We start from the raw sequence: 16,194 nt of genomic DNA, 5'->3' as shown, positions 1-16,194 counted from the left end.
CTGCGCTGCCTGCTGTCTGAAGAGGCACCGACAATAGACGCTGAACGCAGGATCCGCCACGGCCAAACGTACTGCCGGATGCCAGAGTTCCATGCGTCGCGCTTGTTCTCCCTGGCTACAGCGGGTTCAATGCTCTTCCCACGGATGGAGATCCTCCATGCCCCGCATCTTCCCTCTCGCCGCCCTGCTGGTGGCCGCACTGGCCAGCACGCCGGCCTCCGCCTCGATCTCGGTGGCACCACAGAAGCCGTCAGTCACCGCCGATGCGATGCACCAGGCCTATGCCACGCGATGGGATGAGGCGATCCAGCAGTCACGCAGTGGCAACACGCTGGGCGCACTCATCGCGATGGAACGGCTGATGGAAGATCCGATGCTGGATGACTTCGATGCTGAACATCGCGGCCGCGCCGCGCAGGTGGCCGGCTGGACCGCGATGGTGCAGAAGAAGCCGGACCAGGCCCGCCGCTATCTGCAGCGCGCGCAGGAGGCACTGCCGGACGATGCGCAGATCCTGCTGACCCTGGTCTCGGTGGAACTGTCCGAGAACCAACCGGCGCCTGCCACCAAGCACCTGGTGCAGGCGCTGAAGCATGCCGATGCGCCGTTGCCGGTGGACCACCACGCGATCAACTACCTGCAGTTCCGCCTGCGGGACCAGCCGCAGCAGCGCATGGAACTGCTGCAGGCACTGTTCGACAACGGCTGGAAGAGCGGCGGCCTGGAACCCACCGGACTGTGGCTGGCACTGGCCACGCTGCAGGCCGACAACGGCCGTGGCGAGGCCATCCCCGCGACCCTGGCCCGCATCTCCGCGCCCACCGAAATCATCCGGCTGCGCAGTGACAAGCGCTTCGATCCCTATGTCGACCGCGCCAACCCGCGCTTTGATCCCGTGCAGGCTGCACAGAAGCACCTCGACGAACTGCGGGTTTCCGGCCTGCTCGACCGGGCGCTGGACGCGCGCATGGCCGAGTTCAGCAGCACGCTGCTGATGCTGGACCGCAACGAGGAAGTGCTGGCGCTGACCGATGGCATGGCCGCTGCGGCCGCCGAAGGCGAGGCGCCTTCGGCGGCAGAAGCCGAATGGGTGGCATGGCTGCTCAACAGCCGGCTCACCGCGCTGCGCCGGCTGGGCCGCAACGAGGATGCGCTGGCGGCAGCCAAGCTGGCCGCACGCATCGGTGCACTGGGCCCCGATGGTGCCGAGCACCAGTTCAACGTCGGCTTCGTGTTCAGTTCGCTGGGCCGCATGCAGGATGCCGCCACGGCAGTGAATGACATGCCGGGCCTGGCCGGTTACGGCAAGGCGGCCCAGGCACTGCTGCAGTTCGTTGCCGCCCGTGAACGTGGCGATGCCAAGGCCGAACAGGCCGCGCGTGCAGCGATCCTGGCCCAGGGCGATGACGCGCGCCTGTTCCAGCGCGAGATGCTGCTGGACGAGGGCAATCTCGACGGCGCAGCGGCCGTGCTGATCGAACAGTTGCGCTCACCCGTTGAACGCGGTGAAACGCTGGCCAGCCTGCAGGACATGCGCACCTATCCGTCGCTGCCCGGCGACGTGAAGATCGATGCGGCCTGGCGTGCGCTGAAGCAGCGCGCCGACGTGCAGGCCGAGGTTGCCCGCCTGGGCCGCATCGAACGCTACGAACTGGTCAGCACCTCCACCTCGCGCTGAGCAAGCTCCCATGTAGAACCACGTGCGTGCAGCACCACCCGCCTAGCGCGCCGGCACCTCGGTACGGATGCCCATCGCTTCGCGGTAGCGCGCATACAGGGCCATCACCTTGTCGACGTAGGCCAGGGTCTCGGCATAGGGCGGCACGCCCTTGTAGCGGGTGACCGCGCCGATGCCGGCGTTGTAGGCGGCGGCGGCCAATGGCCGATCACCGTTGTAGCGGCGCAGCAGCGCGCGCATGTAGCGGGCGCCGCCATCGATGGACTGCTGCGGCGAGAACGGATCGCTCACCCCGTACTCCTGCGCGGTATCCGGCATCAGCTGCATCACGCCCTGTGCGCCCTTGGTCGAGACCGCCAGCGCATCGAAATTGCTTTCGGCGTGGGCGATCGCGCGCAGCCATGCGTCATCCACGCCGGTGGCCTTGGCGGCGGCCTTGAACTGTTTGGCATGCTGCGCCAGCTGCGGCTTGCCCACCTTGCCCAGGCCTTCGTGGGCAGGTTCACCCGGCGGCGTGGCCATGGTGAACTTCAGGAACACCCGCGAGCCGGGCAGGTTGCGGGTGGAGTAGACCAGCGCGCCATCCTGCTCGCGCTCGTACAGCACGCCGCTGAACACGCCCATGTTGCCCCACAGATTCGGGGTCTGGATGGCGTTGTCGTCGATTTCCTTCGGGGTGCAGCGTGAACCGGGTTCCGGCGCGGTGGCCAGGCTGACGGTGTTGCCCTGCACGCAGCGGTAGACGATGCGCGCGGCGGCCAGCCCGGGCCACAGGCTGGGCAGCAGCAACAGCGCAAGCAGGAGAGGGCGACGGGACATGGCGGCCGGATCATCCGGCCGCGCCCGCTAATGTTGGGTGAATGGGGGTCGGCAGGGCTGCGCCCTGCACCCGTGGTAGTGCCGGCCGCTGGCCGGCAACCTCAACAGCAACGGCAACGGCCGATTTCCTGCGGGGGTCGGATCCCGTTGCTGCGCAACGGTCTCTGACCCCACGCCAGAGAGATCTCTGGATCAATCGATGGAACGCAAATGCTGGACTACTTCGCGGTCCTCCGACGCACCCAATACCCCACGCCCAACAGCACGAACCACACCGGGCTGGCGACCAGCGCCTGGCGGGTGTCGGCCTGCAGGCTCAGCAGCACCAGCACGGCGGCGAAGAACACCAGGCAGGCCCAGCACATGGTGACGCCGCCGGGCATCTTGAAGATCGAGGCGGCGTGGCGTTCCGGGTAGCGGCGGCGGTAGGCCATGTAGGCCACCAGGATCAGCGACCAGACGAAGATGAAGAGCACGGTGGCCAGCGTCGTCACCAGGGTGAAGGCGGTCACCAGGTTCGGGATCAGGTAGATCAGCAACGTGCCGCCCAGCAGGCACAGGCACGAGAACAGCAGGCCACGGGCGGGCACTGCGGCGCGTGACAACTTCGACAACCCGCGCGGTGCGTGGCCCTCTTCGGCCAGACCGTACAGCATGCGGCTGGTGGAGAAGATGCCGCTGTTGGCCGAGGACGTGGCCGAGGTCAGCACCACGAAGTTGATCAGGCTTGCCGCGGCGGGAATGCCGGCCAGCACGAACAGCTGCACGAACGGGCTCTTGTCCGGCACCACCTGGCGCCACGGGGTGACGGCCATGATCGCGATCAGCGCCAGCACGTAGAAGATGATGATGCGCACCGGGATCGAGTTGATCGCCTTGGGCAGGTTGCGCTCGGGGTCTGCGGTTTCAGCGGCGGTGGTCCCCACCAGCTCGATGCCGACGAAAGCGAACACCGCGATCTGGAAACCGGCGAAGAAGCCGACCAGGCCCATCGGGAACATGCCGCCGTCATTCCACAGGTTCGACAACGACGCGGTGTGGCCACTGGGCGAGGTGAAGCCCCACGCCACCAGCCCGGCGCCGGTGATGATCAGTGCACAGATCGCCACGATCTTGATCAGCGCGAACCAGAATTCCATCTCGCCGAACAGCTTCACCGTCACCAGGTTCAGTGCCAGCAACAGCAGCACGCAGGCCAGTGCCGGTATCCAGGCATCCAGCCCAGGGAACCAGAACTGCGCGTAGGCGGCAATCGCGATCACGTCGGCGATGGCGGTGACGATCCAGCAGAACCAGTACGTCCATCCACAGAAGAAGCCGGCCCAGGGACCGAGCAGATCGGTGGAGAAATCGATGAAGGATTTGTACTGCAGGTTGGACAGCAGCAGCTCGCCCATCGCGCGCATCACGAAGAACAGCATCGCGCCGATGATCAGGTAGACGAAGACGATGGACGGACCGGCCAGGCTGATGGTCTTGCCCGAGCCCATGAACAGGCCGGTGCCGATGGCACCGCCGATGGCGATCAGCTGCAGGTGGCGGTTGGACAGGCTGCGGCGCAGGTGCTCGGGGGGCGTTGCGGGCTCGGTCATGGGCGTGCACTGGGGCGGGCGAAGCGTTCGACGTTAGTCCTCCCCGGCCCGGAGCGCCAGCGCTGGACGGCCCGATTACGTCAATGATGGTCGCTTTCATCACATTGTGACCGAATACCGGATTCGTCCCATTCCGCCCGGCCCGGCGTCATGCTCAGATAGCCGCACCTGCCCAAGGATCGGCCTGACCATGTGCCCTGCCCTGCCCGCCCCGCTGGAGCTCCGGCCTTGAGTCGGCTGCGCGTGATCATTGGTGGCACCGCGCTGGCGCTGCTGGCCGCGGCCGTGCCGATCGCGGTGATGGCCTATGCCACCTGGGACCGTGCAGTCAGCGTCGAGCAGCAGCGGCTGCGCGACATCGCCGGTCGCGCCCTGCGCCGCGCCGACCAGTCCTACCAGGAAGCGCTGGCGGCACTGCAGTCGGCCGAGGTCGGCGCCCACGACGCCTGCGGGCCCGACCATATCCGGCGCATGCAGACGCTGGTGATGACCTCGCCGTCGGTCGACCAGATGGGCTACTTCGAGGGTGGCAAGCTGCGCTGTACGTCGTGGGGGCCGTTCCTGTCCGACGTCAACCAGCCCAAGGCCGACCACGTCACCAGTGATGGCGCCGGCATCGCCGTGGATGTGCGCCCCGAGGCCAGCGGACGGCGCCAGGTCCTGTCGTTCCTGTACGGCAACTACGACGTGCTGGTCGATCCGCGCCGCTTCGTCGATGTCATCGCCGACCCGAACGTGCGCCTTGCCCTGGCCAGCCCCGATGGGCGTCTCCTGGCCAGGCAGGACGGCATGGATCCGGCATTGCTGGAGACCCTGCTGCGCGCCCCCGATGAAGGCCTGGACCACCACACCCTGTATGCCACCGCCCGCAACGAAGAGTGGTTGGCGATCGCGACCATGCCGCGTACCGCGCTTGCCGCGACCTTCCGCCAGCAGGCGTGGCTGTTCGTGCCGATCGGCGTTCTGCTGGCCGCTGCCGGTGCCGGCCTGGTGATCTGGCTGTCGCGTCGCCGCCTGTCCCTGCGCGGCGAGCTGGCCACAGCGATCCGCCGCCGCGAGCTGTACCTGCACTACCAGCCGATCATCGAGCTGGATACCGGCATCTGTGTCGGCGCCGAAGCGCTGGTGCGCTGGCAGCGCCCGGATGGCACCCAGGTGCGGCCGGACCTGTTCATTCCGCTGGCCGAAGAGGCCGGCATGATCGGCGCGGTCACCGATCTGGTGATCGAGAACGTGGTGCGCGACATGCGTGAACTGCTGGTGGCCGACCGCAGCGCGCACATCGCGATCAACCTGGCCGCCGAAGATATCAGCAGCGGCCGTGCGTTGAAGATGATCTCCAAGCACATGGCTGGCAGCGGCATCCTGCCGCAGCAGATCTGGATGGAGGCCACCGAGCGCGGCTTCCTGGATCTGGACCGCGCCCGCACGATGCTGGCGCAGGCGCGTCGGGCCGGGCACAGCGTGGCCATTGACGATTTCGGCGTCGGCTTCTCCAGCCTGCAGTACCTGGAACAGCTGCCGCTGGACGCGTTGAAGATCGACAAATCATTCATCGATGCGATCGACACCGAGAGCGCCACCAGCCCGGTAACCCCGCACATCATCGACATGGCCAAGGAGCTGGGCCTGTGGGTGGTGGCCGAGGGCGTGGAGACCGAGGCACAGCTGGCGTATCTGCATACCCGGAAGGTCGAGTTCGCGCAGGGTTGGCTGTTCTCGCGGCCGCTGCCGCGGGATGAGTTCGTGGTGTTCCATCACAAGCGGCAGCAGCGCTATGGCGCGGCGCGGGAGCACATGCAGAATCCGCGCAGCGTGCCGATCGAGCGTGAGGGGATCGAGTAGGACGGCCAACGGCAGAGCCCCTCGTGGTGGGTCGCGCCCAGTGGATCCATCAGTTGGGGCCGGGTGGATGGGTCGCGCAGGGGGCGCTGCAAGTACGTCCATGTAAGCTCGGTCGCCGCATCCATGCGGCTCACGCCCCTGCGCAACCCACCCACCCGGCCACGGACACATTGCGGCGGCGTCCCACCACGGAATCAACAGAAGAAAGCAAAAGCAAACGCGGGTCGCTGCGCTCGGTAGATCCACGCCATGCGTGGATGGCGTGGACCACGGTAGTGCCGGCCGCTGGCCGGCACCTCGGTAACGTCTGGTCTGCGCCTACGCCCAGGCCTTCGGCCGTGCCAGCAGCCACGCCACGCTCACCGCCAGCAACAACAACGGCAGCCAGCCCAGCTGGCTCGGGCCACTGGCCTGCAGCAGCACACCGCCTGCTACGCCACCGGCGGCAATCGCCAGGTTCCAGCCGGTCACCAGCATCGACTGCGCCAGGTCGGCGGCAGCACCGGCACGGCGTGCGAGCGCGGTCTGGAACAGGGTCGCAACCGACCCGAACGCCACACCCCACAGGATCGTTGCCAGCAGCAGCGGTGTGGCCTGTCCTGGCCACAACAGCAGGGCCAACACCGGAAGAATGAAACCGATCACGGCCGCCCACACCAGCGTGCGCAGATGACGGTCCACGCCCCAACCGGCAATGCCGATACCAACGATGGCAGCCACGCCGAAGGCCAGCAGCAGGCGGTCCAGCCACCGGCCGGCGCCTGCCTCCACCGCCAGCGGTTCGATGTAGGTGTACAGCACGTTGTGCGCCAGCACGTACAGCACCATCACCGCCAGCGCGCTGCGCACGCCGGGCATGCGCCACACCGTACCCAACGACATGCGCTGACCGGCCGCGGCCGCCGGTAACGCCGGCAATGCCCAGCGCGCGTACGCCAGCAGGCCGACACCCAGCACGCTCATCAACGCGAACGCCCAGCGCCAGCCGATCTGCTGGCCCAGCAACGTGCCCGCCGGTACACCCAGCGACAGCGCCAACGGCGATCCAACCATCGCCACCGCGATTGCCCGGCCCTGCAGCGACGGCACCACCATGCGCGCCGCATAGCCGGCCACCAGCGACCACAGCAGGCCACCACTCACACCGGCCAGGAAACGCGCGGCAAGGATCAGCGGATAGCTGCTGCTCACGGCGGTCAGCGTGTTGACCACCACGAAGCCGGCAATGGCGGCCAGCAACAAGGGGCGTCGCGGCAGGCGCTGGGTCAACGCGGTCATCGGCAGTGCGGCCATCACCGATCCCAGCGCGTACACGCTGACCAGCTGGCCCACCGCCGCATCACTCACGCCCAGGCTCTCGCCCATCGGCCGCAGTACACCGGCCGGCAGGGTTTCGGTCAGCAGGGTGATGAAGCCGCCGCCGGCCAGCGCCAGCAGCCCCGCCCACGGCAGGCGCGTGGCTTCACCGGCCGGGCTGGCCGCATCAATGGCATGGCCGCTCATCGTGCAGCCTCCAGATCGGCGTAGACCGCGTCACGCAGTTCATCGACGAAGGCGCCATCCATGCCTTCGTACAGGGTGTTGGTCAGCGCCACCACGCTCAGCCCACGCGCAGGATCGACAAACCAGCTATGGCCGTAGGCACCGCCCCAGCGCCAGGTGCCTTCGCTCTGTGGCGTGCCACTGGCGGCGGCATCGCGCAGCACCGCAAAGCCCAGCCCGAAGCCCCAGCCGGCCGGTTCCGGCGGCCCCTGCTCGCCCACCTGCGGGGTGGCCATCGCCGCCACCAGCGCGGACGGCAACAGATTCGAAGCTTGCACATCGCGCAAGGCCTCCAACACCGCCATCACCTCGTCGGCGCTGCCAATCAGTCCAGCACCGGCCGAAGGGAAACGGCTGGCATCGGTGGCGCGCGCGAGGCTGTACTCGATGCCGACGGTGCCCTCGAATGGAGCGACCACCTCGCCTTCCTGCAGGCGATGCGGCTGCGGCGCGTCGGTGACATAGGGCGTGGCCAGCCGTGCGGCATCGGTGGTCGCGAATGCGGTGTCGGCCAGCCCCAGTGGCGCGGCCAACAAGCGCTCGAACAGTGCCTGCAGCGTTTCACCGGTCGCGGCTTCAGCCACGGCGCCCGCGACGTCCACGCCCAACGAGTACAACCATTGGCTGCCCGGCGCGAACAACAGCGGCGCCTGCGCGATGCGATGCACGTTGTCGGTCAGCGTCAGCGGATTCGCATCCATGCCATCGCTGACGCCGGCCTGTGCGTACGGGCCATCCGCATCGGCTTCGAGGAAGCGGTAACCCAGCCCGCTGCTATGGCTGAGCAGTTGGCGCAGGCTGATCGGCGGCGTGCTGCCATCGGCCAGCGCCGGGCGGAAGTCCGGCAGCCAGCGCTGTACCGGCGCATCCAGGTCCAGCACGCCTTCGGCTACCAGGCGCAGGATCACCGTGGTCAACAGCGGCTTGCTGACCGATGCCAGCCGGAACAACTGGTCGCGCTGCATCGGCGTGGCCGACTCGCGATCGGCCAGCCCGGTCGCGCTGGCGTGGCGCAGCACACCGTGCTCGCGCACCAGCACCACCGTACCGACCAGGCGCTGTGGGTGGACCTGCTGCAGCAGCCGCTGCACCGACGGCAGCGTCGGCGCAGGTGCAAGGGAAGGAACAGCGTTCATCGCGGTGATCCGTGGGGAGAGGCCCGCCACGTTAGGCACCACGCCCTCGTGCAAAAAGCCGGTTGCCGCTCCGGGCATCATGGACCGTGCAGTCCGCAATCGGCATGATGGCCGGAACTGCAAGGCCGCAACGGGCTCCACACCACTTCGCACCACAGTGTTGCGATGGCGGAGCCGTCCGCTACAGCCGCGCCGACCTACCCTGCCGCTTTCATTGCCCGCACGCCCATGTCAGTCCTGGACAACCTCGCCAATCTGCAGACCTTCGTGCACGCGGCCGACACCCGCAGCTTCGTCGAGACCGGGCGCCTGCAGGGCATCTCGGCCTCGGCCGCCGGCAAATGCGTTGCCCGGCTGGAACAGGCACTGGGCGTGCGCCTGTTCCACCGCAGCACGCGCAGCATCACCCTCACCGCCGAGGGCCAGCTGTTCCTGGCACGCTGCCGGCGCATCCTCGACGAACGCGATGCCGCACGCACCGAGCTGGCGCAACCGCATGCCGCACCGAGTGGCACGCTGCGCATCAGCCTGCCGCTGGTGGGCGATCTCACCCTGCCGCTGATGGCCGAGTTCATGACCGCGTATCCGGACATCCGCCTCGACCTCGATTTCTGCGACCGCCTGGTCGATGTCATCGAGGAGGGTTTCGATGCCGTGCTGCGCGTCGGCGAGCCCAGCGACTCACGCATGAACGCACGACGCCTGGGCGTGTTCCCACGCCGCATCGTCGCCTCGCCGGCGTACCTGCAGCGGCGCGGCACGCCGCGCACGCCGGCCGATCTGATGCAGCACACGCTGCTGCACTATCGCTTCCCCAGCACCGGCAAGCTGGAACTGTGGCCGATCCACTGGCCCGACCATGAAACACCGCAGGAACTGCCGGTACACATGGTGGCCAATACCATCGAAGCGCGGGTGGCGCTTGCATTGCGCGATATCGGCCTGGCCTTCGTGCCGGTGCACTCGGTGCGCGATGCACTGGCCGATGGCCGGCTGCTGACCGTGCTCGACGAGCATGTGCACTCCTGCGGCATCTTCCACCTGCTGTGGCCGTCGGGCCGCCACGTACTCCCGAAGCTGCGGGTATTCATCGACTTCGTCAGCGCGCGCCTGGAAACCGTGCCGTAGGCCGGTAGATCCGCGCTCGATGGCCGTGCCACGTAGAGTCGAGCTTGCTCGACTGCTCCTCAAAAGCAGTCGAGCAAGCTCGACTCTGCAATTCGCATGCCCTGCGGGCGGTATAATCTCCCCTCATTCCTCCCAGAGGCTCGCGACCAATGCGCCATTGATGCCGCCGTCTTCACAACAGACGGCCTGACTCTTCCCGCCCCTGCGCGCAGGGGAGAACCCGGCATCCATGGAGGTCGCATGACCCCGCATTCCCTCACGCTCGATCGCGTGTCGTATCGATTGGCCGACGGCCGTGTGCTGTTTTCCGATCTGACGTTTTCCTTCGAACCGGTTGCTACCGGCCTGGTCGGTGCCAATGGCGCTGGCAAAAGCGTACTCGCACGCCTGCTGGCCGGGCGGCTGTCGCCCGACAACGGCCAGGTACGTGGCAGCGGCCGCGTGTTCCTGTTGCCGACACCCGGTTATCCACCCGCCGGCACGGTCGGTGAACTGGCCGGCGTCGGCGCGGAACTGGCCGCACTGCAACGCATCGAAGCCGGCAGCGTCGATGAGGCCGACTTCACCTGCTTAGGCGACCGCTGGGATCTGCGTGAACTCCTGCAGCAGCAATGGCGTGCGCTGCAGCTTCCCGACGACCTCGATCCCGCCCAGCCGGCCGCGCGCCTCAGTGGCGGCCAGGCGATGCAGGTGGCACTGTCCGGCGCCTGGGCCAGCGGTGCCGACTGGCTGATCCTGGACGAACCCAGCAACCACCTTGATGCGCGTCATCGCCAGCAACTGTACGAGCAGTTGCAGCAATGGCGCGGCGGCCTGCTGGCGATCAGCCATGATCGCGAACTGCTGGCGCACATGCAGCAGATCGTCGAGCTCGATGGGCGCGGGCTGCATCGCTATGGTGGGCCGTGGCAGCACTATGCCGAAGTGCGCATCGCCGAACGTGAAGCCGCCGCCGCCCAGCTTGACCATGCACGTGCGCAGCATCGGCAGCAGCAACGCAGTGCGCGCGAACAGCACGAACGCCAGCAGCAACGCCAGGCACGTGGCAACCGCGATGCGAAGCAGGCCAACCAGGCACCGATCCTGCTTGGCCGGCAGAAGCAGCGCGCCGAAGCCAGTCATGGGCGCGCGCAACAGGTGCAGTCCGAACGCCTGCAGGCCAGCGCAGAGCAACTGCGCGCAGCGGCCTCGGCGGTTCACACCGCGCCGGAACTGGCGCTGTTTGCCGGTGCGGGGGAACGTGGCAGCACGCGCCTGCTGCAGGCGCAGGATCTGGTCCTCCCACATGGCTGCAGCGCCCCGTTGCAGCTGGAGATCCGCCGCGGCCAGCGCATTGCCGTGGTCGGTGACAACGGCAGCGGCAAGTCGACATTGCTGCGGGTGCTGGCGGGTCAGCTGCCCGCGCGCGATGGGACCGTGCAACGTCACACACCGCTGGCGCTGCTCGATCAGCAGCTGCTGGGGCTGTCCGGCGAATGCAGCATCCTCGACAGCGTGCAGGCCGCCAACCCGAGTGCCGACCCCGGGGAGCTGCGCACGCGCCTGGCCCTGTTGGGTCTGGACGCACAGCGCATCCAGCGCGCCGCCAGCAGCCTCAGCGATGGCGAGCGGGTGAAGGGTGCGCTGGCCAGCGTGCTGTATGCCGATCCCGCGCCCCAACTGTTGCTGCTGGACGAGCCCGGCAATGCACTGGACCTCAGTGCATTACAGGCGCTGGAAGAACTGCTTGCGGCGTGGCCGGGCGCACTGGTGATGGTCAGTCACGACCGGCACCTGCTGCAGGCGTTGCGGCCGACCCAGGTGCTGCAGGTGAGCACCGAGAGCTGGCAGTGGCGTGACGCCTTGTAGATCCACGCACGGCGTATCGACCCGGGGTAGTGCCGGCCGCTGGCCGGCAACCCATGGAGCCTCAATGCACCGTCAGCGCTTCCACACCGGGAACGCCTGTGGCATCTGCTGCCACAGCAGCGGCCCCGCCCGCAGCTCCTGGTCATTGAGCAGGCACGCATCCAGCTCCGCGCGCACCGCACGCTCATCCATGTGCACACCAATCACCACCAACTCCTGGCGGCGATCACCCCACAACGGGTGCCACAGCCGCTGCATCGCCGTGTGCGCGGCTGCATCCGGAAACTCTTCCAGCCCCGGCAACGGTGCGCTCCAGCAATCGGCCTGCTGCCGCGCCCAGCCGAGGTCGCTGTAGGGCAGCGGTGTCGGCGGCAACAACGGCGCAGTGTCTTCCAGGCCGGCACGCACGCGGTCGCGCGCGGCATACCAGAAGCCCGCCGCCTGCGTCCGCGTCGCCGCGCCCACGGTGTTCAACTCGCCTACCCAATCCATGCGGTTGGCCAGCCAGAACCAGCCCTTGCTGCGGATCACGCCGGGCATGCCGGACTGCAGCGCGCGGGCGAATCGCGCGGGGTGGAACGGACGCCGCGAACGGTAGACGAAGCTGCCGATGCCGTACTCTTCGGTTTCCGGTGTGTGCTCGCCACGCAGCTCCTTCACCCAACCCGGCGCGCGTTGCGCACGCTCCATGTCGAAGCGGCCGGTATCCAGCAGCTCGGCCAACGGCACATCACCGAAGCTGGACAGCAGCAGCTTCGCATCCCGGTTCAAGCCACGCAGTACCGCCAGCGTGTCCTGCAGCACCTCGTCATCCACCTGGTCGACCTTGCTGACCACGATCACGTCGGCGAACTCCACCTGCTCGCACAGCAGGTCGACCACACCGCGATCATCGTCCGGCCCGGCCTGCTGGCCGCGCTCGGCCAGGCGCAGGGTCGAACCGAAGTCGGCAAGGAACGCGCTGCCGTCGACCACCGTCACCATCGTGTCCAGCCGCGCGATGTCACTCAGGCTGAAACCGTGCTCGTCGCGCACCGCGAACGTGGCCGCCACCGGCATCGGTTCACCGATGCCCGTCGATTCGATCAACAGATAGTCATAGCGGCCGGCCTCGGCCAGGCGCTGCACTTCCTGCAGCAGGTCGTCGCGCAGGGTGCAGCAGATGCAGCCGTTGCTGAACTCCACCAGCGTCTCTTCAGTGCGGCGCAGCTCGGCGCCACCTTCGCGCACCAGCTGCGCATCGATGTTGACCTCACTCATGTCGTTGACGATGACCGCCACGCGCAGGCCCTCGCGGTTGCGCAGGATCTGGTTGAGCAGGGTGGTCTTGCCGGCCCCAAGGAAGCCGGACAGCACGGTGACCGGAAGGCGACGGTCGGCGCGGGAAACAGTGTTCATGTCGGAGCGGGTTGGCTGCGGAACGGAAATGTTACTGTATAACAATTGCCGTGCAAGGAACCTCCCCCGATGAAGTCGCCTTCTGCCGCCCTGCTCGATGCCGGCGCGGTCGCCCTGTCCAGCCTGTGCCTGCTGCACTGCCTGGCGCTGCCTCTGCTGGCCGCCGCACTGCCCCTGTTCGGCGCGTGGGCCGAAGCGGAATGGGTGCATCTGCTGTTCGTGGCCATTGCCCTGCCACTGACCGGCTACGCGCTGTGGCGGGCCGAGCGCCGTCACCCACTGCCCGTGCTGGCCTGGGCCACCGCCGGCGCCGGGCTCGGCCTGCTGCTGGCCGGAGCGCTGGCCTTGCCCTCACATGACTGGGAAACGCCGATGACGGTCACCGGCAGCCTGCTGCTGGCCGCCACGCATATCTGGAACGCGCGGCACCGCCACGGGTAGTGCCGGCCGCTGGCCGGCAACCGCATGAGCTTCGGACGCCGCGGGTAGTGCCGGCCGCTGGCCGGCAACCGCATGAGCTTCGGACGCCACGGGTAGTGCCGGCCGCTGGCCGGCAACCTCATGAGCTTCGGACGCTGCAGGTAGTGCCGGCCGCTGGCCGGCAACCGCATGAGCTCCGGATGCCGCGGGTAGTGCCGGCCGCTGGCCGGCAACCGCATGAACTTCGGACGCCGCGGGTAGTGCCGGCCGCTGGCCGGCAACCGCATGAGCTTCGGACGCTGCAGGTAGTGCCGGCCGCTGGCCGGCAACCGCATGAGCTCCGGATGCCGCGGGTAGTGCCGGCCGCTGGCCGGCAACCGCATGAACTTCGGACGCCACGGGTAGTGCCGGCCGCTGGCCGGCAACCGCATGAGCTTCGGACGCCACGGGTAGTGCCGGCCGCCGGCCGGAAACCGCATGAGCTTCGGACGCCACGGGTAGTGCCGGCCGCTGGCCGGCAACCACATGAGCTTCGGACGCAACCTGCAGTTGCCGGCCAACGGCCGGCACTACCCCTGCTATTTGCCGTAGCGGCGAAGAAGCTCCACCAGCACCGCAGCCTCGTCCGCCCGCTGCTGCGGGTCATCGGCACCCACTACGTGTTCCTGCAGATGCTCGTGCAGCAACTCCATCAGCAGGCTGTGGGCGGCACCGCGCACCGCGGCGACCTGCACCAGCACGCCCGCGCAGTCCCCCGCTTCCCCCTCGGGCTTGTCCAGCGCCTGCTCCAACGCCGCCACCTGACCCGCGATACGGCGTACCCGGGTCAGCAGCTGCTTTCGATTCTTGTGTACATGGGCCATGGCGGGATCATATACCCTATGGGGGTATCCACTCCAGCTCCCGCCGCCATGCACTTGGACGCCCTCGCCGCCGCCCGTCGCCACGAACACCGCTTCGACGACGGCAATCCGCTGGCCGAACGCAATACCCGCCGCGCCCTGTGGCTCACCGTGGGCATGATGCTGGTGGAGATCATCGGCGGCTGGTGGTTCAACTCCATGGCCGTGCTCGCCGACGGCTGGCACATGAGTTCGCACGCGCTGGCGCTGGGCCTCTCGGTGTTCGCCTACCGCTGCGCGCGCCGCTACGCGCACGATCCGCGCTTTGCCTTCGGTACGTGGAAGATCGAGATCCTGGCCGGCTACACCAGCGCCATCGCACTGCTTGGCGTCGCCGCGCTGATGGCCGTGCAATCGCTGGAACGGCTGTGGGTGCCGGCACCGATCCATTACGACGAAGCCATCGCCATTGCAGCGGTGGGCCTGGGCGTGAATCTGCTCTGCGCCTGGTGGCTGCACGACAGCCCGGGCCACGCGCACCACCACCACGGGCATGACCATGACCATCATCACGGGCACGATCACGGCCATGCGCACGGTCACGACCTCAACCTGCGCTCGGCCTACGTGCACGTGCTGGCCGACGCCGCCACCTCGGTGCTGGCCATCGTCGCCCTGCTTGGCGGCAAGCTGCTGGGCCTGACCTGGCTGGACCCGGTGATGGGCCTGGTCGGCGCCGTGCTGGTGACGGTCTGGGCGATCGGCCTGCTGCGCGACAGCGGCCGCATCCTGCTCGACGCGCAGATGGATGCGCCGGTGGTGGCCGAAGTACGCGAAGTGATCGAACAGGGCCCGTGGCCGGCACGCCTGGCCGACCTGCACGTCTGGCAGGTGGGTCGCGGCAAGTACGCGGTCAGCGCCAGCGTGGTCACCAGCGACGTCAGTCTGGATGCCGATACCGTGCGCAACGCGCTGGCGATTCATGAGGAGCTGGTGCACGTGACGGTAGAGATTCACCGCAGCGCATGATCCACGCCGGGTAGTGCCGGCCGCTGGCCGGCATGGCATGCTCCGGCCGCCGCTGACCAGTAGAGCCAGGCCATGCCTGGCTGCGTTGCCCACAAGTCGAGCATGGCTCGACTCTACAACTACAGCTTCAACATCATCCGCAGCAGGTACATCAGCAGCGGCAGCGCGCTCAGCACTGCACCACCGATGCCGATCCACGGCCAGCGCTCGCCGCGCACGCGCGAAGCCACCGCCAGACCGCAGCCCACCAGCGCCGCGCCCAGCACGCCCACGCCCAATCCCGCAGCCATGCCATTGCCGCCTGCGGCCACCGCCGCCTGCGCAGCGAGGCTGCCCGCGCCCCAGCCCACCACGATCCCCAGCCAACTGGCCACGCCGCACCACGGTGCCTTGCCCTTCGCCATCCGAAAACCCCTGTGTCCTTGCCGAATTTCTGTACGGACCACGCCCGTGCACTGCCTACACTAGCCGCACCTGCCCCGTCGGGACATCCCATGCGCACGCTCCGCCTGCTGCTGCCCGGTGCACTCCTGCTGCTCACCGCCTGTAGCGGTGACGCCGGGCTTCCCTTCTCCGCCGACCCGTTGCAGGGCTGCTTTGCCACCAGCGCGCGCAAGCCGGCCGACTTCCGCATCGAGAAGGAAGGCGGCCAGTACTTCGTCTCCTTCAGCCGCGGCGAGCAGTGGCAGCGCGAACCCAATGCCCTGCACAAGGCCAACCGCAGCGAGATCAGTCGCTACTTCCGCGATGACGCCGAGCAGATCGACGAGGCGCTGATCCGCATGGCCGGCGGCTTCGGCATCTTCCACTTCAACAAGGGCGCGACGCTGAAGGGCAAGGCCAGCGACAGTGACTACATGGCGTTGATGCTGATCGGGGCTGGGCCGGTGTATGCGGTGAAGTGCCCGTAAGACGCA

The 16,194-nt window shown here is 68.0% G+C and carries 14 protein-coding genes; 7 read left to right on the top strand and 7 right to left on the bottom strand.

All coding sequences use genetic code 11. The annotated features are described in order from the left end of the window. Positions 1 to 157: 157 nt before the first annotated feature. Positions 158 to 1,678 carry a tetratricopeptide repeat protein gene (locus ACZK5G_RS02195; RefSeq protein ID WP_478465184.1) on the top strand — a complete coding sequence of 507 codons (1,521 nt, stop codon included), beginning with the start codon at positions 158 to 160 and terminating at the stop codon, positions 1,676 to 1,678. Positions 1,679 to 1,720: 42 nt separating this feature from the next. Here ACZK5G_RS02195 and ACZK5G_RS02190 read toward each other — a convergent pair whose 3' ends face one another. Further along, the gene (locus tag ACZK5G_RS02190) at positions 1,721 to 2,497 is read right to left on the bottom strand and encodes a lytic transglycosylase domain-containing protein (RefSeq protein ID WP_478465182.1); all 777 of its coding nucleotides are present in this window, start codon (positions 2,495 to 2,497) and stop codon (positions 1,721 to 1,723) included. A gap of 218 nt (positions 2,498 to 2,715) precedes the next feature. Next, the gene (gene cycA, locus ACZK5G_RS02185) at positions 2,716 to 4,089 is read right to left on the bottom strand and encodes a D-serine/D-alanine/glycine transporter (RefSeq protein ID WP_478465180.1); all 1,374 of its coding nucleotides are present in this window, start codon (positions 4,087 to 4,089) and stop codon (positions 2,716 to 2,718) included. A 228-nt stretch (positions 4,090 to 4,317) separates the two neighbouring features. Here cycA and ACZK5G_RS02180 point away from each other — a divergent pair, with 228 nt between their 5' ends. Beyond that, entirely contained in the window at positions 4,318 to 5,934 is a 1,617-nt protein-coding gene (locus tag ACZK5G_RS02180) for an EAL domain-containing protein (protein WP_049399139.1), read from the top strand. A gap of 318 nt (positions 5,935 to 6,252) precedes the next feature. Here the strand turns inward: ACZK5G_RS02180 and ACZK5G_RS02175 are convergent, their stop codons facing one another. Then, on the bottom strand, positions 6,253 to 7,437 hold the full coding sequence (locus tag ACZK5G_RS02175; RefSeq protein ID WP_478465178.1) for an MFS transporter: 1,185 nt from the start codon (positions 7,435 to 7,437) through the stop codon (positions 6,253 to 6,255). Beyond that, on the bottom strand, positions 7,434 to 8,612 hold the full coding sequence (locus tag ACZK5G_RS02170; RefSeq protein WP_478465176.1) for a serine hydrolase domain-containing protein: 1,179 nt from the start codon (positions 8,610 to 8,612) through the stop codon (positions 7,434 to 7,436). The genes ACZK5G_RS02175 and ACZK5G_RS02170 overlap by 4 nt, the downstream gene beginning before the upstream one ends. Before the next feature lie 228 nt (positions 8,613 to 8,840). Here ACZK5G_RS02170 and ACZK5G_RS02165 point away from each other — a divergent pair, with 228 nt between their 5' ends. Next, a complete protein-coding gene (locus ACZK5G_RS02165) occupies positions 8,841 to 9,740 on the top strand; it encodes a LysR family transcriptional regulator (RefSeq protein ID WP_049461440.1) in 900 nt (299 codons plus the stop codon). A gap of 240 nt (positions 9,741 to 9,980) precedes the next feature. Continuing rightward, positions 9,981 to 11,588, top strand: coding sequence for an ATP-binding cassette domain-containing protein (locus tag ACZK5G_RS02160; protein WP_478465175.1), 1,608 nt, complete (start codon positions 9,981 to 9,983; stop codon positions 11,586 to 11,588). A gap of 72 nt (positions 11,589 to 11,660) precedes the next feature. Here the strand turns inward: ACZK5G_RS02160 and ACZK5G_RS02155 are convergent, their stop codons facing one another. Continuing rightward, entirely contained in the window at positions 11,661 to 12,986 is a 1,326-nt protein-coding gene (locus ACZK5G_RS02155) for a GTP-binding protein (RefSeq protein WP_197585363.1), read from the bottom strand. A gap of 69 nt (positions 12,987 to 13,055) precedes the next feature. On the opposite strand from ACZK5G_RS02155, the gene ACZK5G_RS02150 reads away from it, so the two are divergent. Next, positions 13,056 to 13,427, top strand: coding sequence for a MerC domain-containing protein (locus ACZK5G_RS02150; RefSeq protein ID WP_032130409.1), 372 nt, complete (start codon positions 13,056 to 13,058; stop codon positions 13,425 to 13,427). A 557-nt stretch (positions 13,428 to 13,984) separates the two neighbouring features. On the opposite strand, the gene ACZK5G_RS02145 is transcribed toward ACZK5G_RS02150, so the two are convergent. Next, positions 13,985 to 14,269, bottom strand: a complete 285-nt coding sequence (locus ACZK5G_RS02145) for a metal-sensing transcriptional repressor (protein WP_032130410.1) — start codon at positions 14,267 to 14,269, stop codon at positions 13,985 to 13,987. 48 nt (positions 14,270 to 14,317) lie between these two features. Between ACZK5G_RS02145 and dmeF the strand changes: the two genes are divergently transcribed. Beyond that, complete coding sequence (gene dmeF / locus ACZK5G_RS02140; RefSeq protein ID WP_478465174.1) at positions 14,318 to 15,277, top strand: CDF family Co(II)/Ni(II) efflux transporter DmeF; 960 nt, start codon at positions 14,318 to 14,320, stop codon at positions 15,275 to 15,277. 119 nt (positions 15,278 to 15,396) lie between these two features. Here the strand turns inward: dmeF and ACZK5G_RS02135 are convergent, their stop codons facing one another. Beyond that, positions 15,397 to 15,681 (bottom strand): hypothetical protein, encoded by a 285-nt coding sequence (locus ACZK5G_RS02135; RefSeq protein WP_004139696.1) that lies wholly within the window; start codon positions 15,679 to 15,681, stop codon positions 15,397 to 15,399. A gap of 90 nt (positions 15,682 to 15,771) precedes the next feature. Here ACZK5G_RS02135 and ACZK5G_RS02130 point away from each other — a divergent pair, with 90 nt between their 5' ends. Further along, the gene (locus ACZK5G_RS02130; RefSeq protein WP_478465172.1) at positions 15,772 to 16,188 is read left to right on the top strand and encodes a hypothetical protein; all 417 of its coding nucleotides are present in this window, start codon (positions 15,772 to 15,774) and stop codon (positions 16,186 to 16,188) included. The last annotated feature ends 6 nt before the right edge of the window (positions 16,189 to 16,194 follow it).

The sequence above is a fragment of the Stenotrophomonas sp. 62841_Sma genome, from assembly GCF_056482945.1.
Note: the sequence above shows the minus strand (reverse complement) of the source record. Positions and strands in the feature narration are given on the sequence as shown.

Coding starts and splice junctions, on each gene's coding strand:
- ACZK5G_RS02160 (WP_478465175.1), top strand. CDS start 9,981: ATGACCCCGCATTCCCTCACGCTCGATCGCGTGTCGTATCGATTGGCC.
- ACZK5G_RS02195 (WP_478465184.1), top strand. CDS start 158: ATGCCCCGCATCTTCCCTCTCGCCGCCCTGCTGGTGGCCGCACTGGCC.
- ACZK5G_RS02150 (WP_032130409.1), top strand. CDS start 13,056: ATGAAGTCGCCTTCTGCCGCCCTGCTCGATGCCGGCGCGGTCGCCCTG.
- ACZK5G_RS02170 (WP_478465176.1), bottom strand. CDS start 8,612: ATGAACGCTGTTCCTTCCCTTGCACCTGCGCCGACGCTGCCGTCGGTG.
- dmeF (WP_478465174.1), top strand. CDS start 14,318: ATGCACTTGGACGCCCTCGCCGCCGCCCGTCGCCACGAACACCGCTTC.
- ACZK5G_RS02190 (WP_478465182.1), bottom strand. CDS start 2,497: ATGTCCCGTCGCCCTCTCCTGCTTGCGCTGTTGCTGCTGCCCAGCCTG.
- ACZK5G_RS02135 (WP_004139696.1), bottom strand. CDS start 15,681: ATGGCGAAGGGCAAGGCACCGTGGTGCGGCGTGGCCAGTTGGCTGGGG.
- ACZK5G_RS02155 (WP_197585363.1), bottom strand. CDS start 12,986: ATGAACACTGTTTCCCGCGCCGACCGTCGCCTTCCGGTCACCGTGCTG.
- cycA (WP_478465180.1), bottom strand. CDS start 4,089: ATGACCGAGCCCGCAACGCCCCCCGAGCACCTGCGCCGCAGCCTGTCC.
- ACZK5G_RS02145 (WP_032130410.1), bottom strand. CDS start 14,269: ATGGCCCATGTACACAAGAATCGAAAGCAGCTGCTGACCCGGGTACGC.
- ACZK5G_RS02165 (WP_049461440.1), top strand. CDS start 8,841: ATGTCAGTCCTGGACAACCTCGCCAATCTGCAGACCTTCGTGCACGCG.
- ACZK5G_RS02130 (WP_478465172.1), top strand. CDS start 15,772: ATGCGCACGCTCCGCCTGCTGCTGCCCGGTGCACTCCTGCTGCTCACC.
- ACZK5G_RS02175 (WP_478465178.1), bottom strand. CDS start 7,437: ATGAGCGGCCATGCCATTGATGCGGCCAGCCCGGCCGGTGAAGCCACG.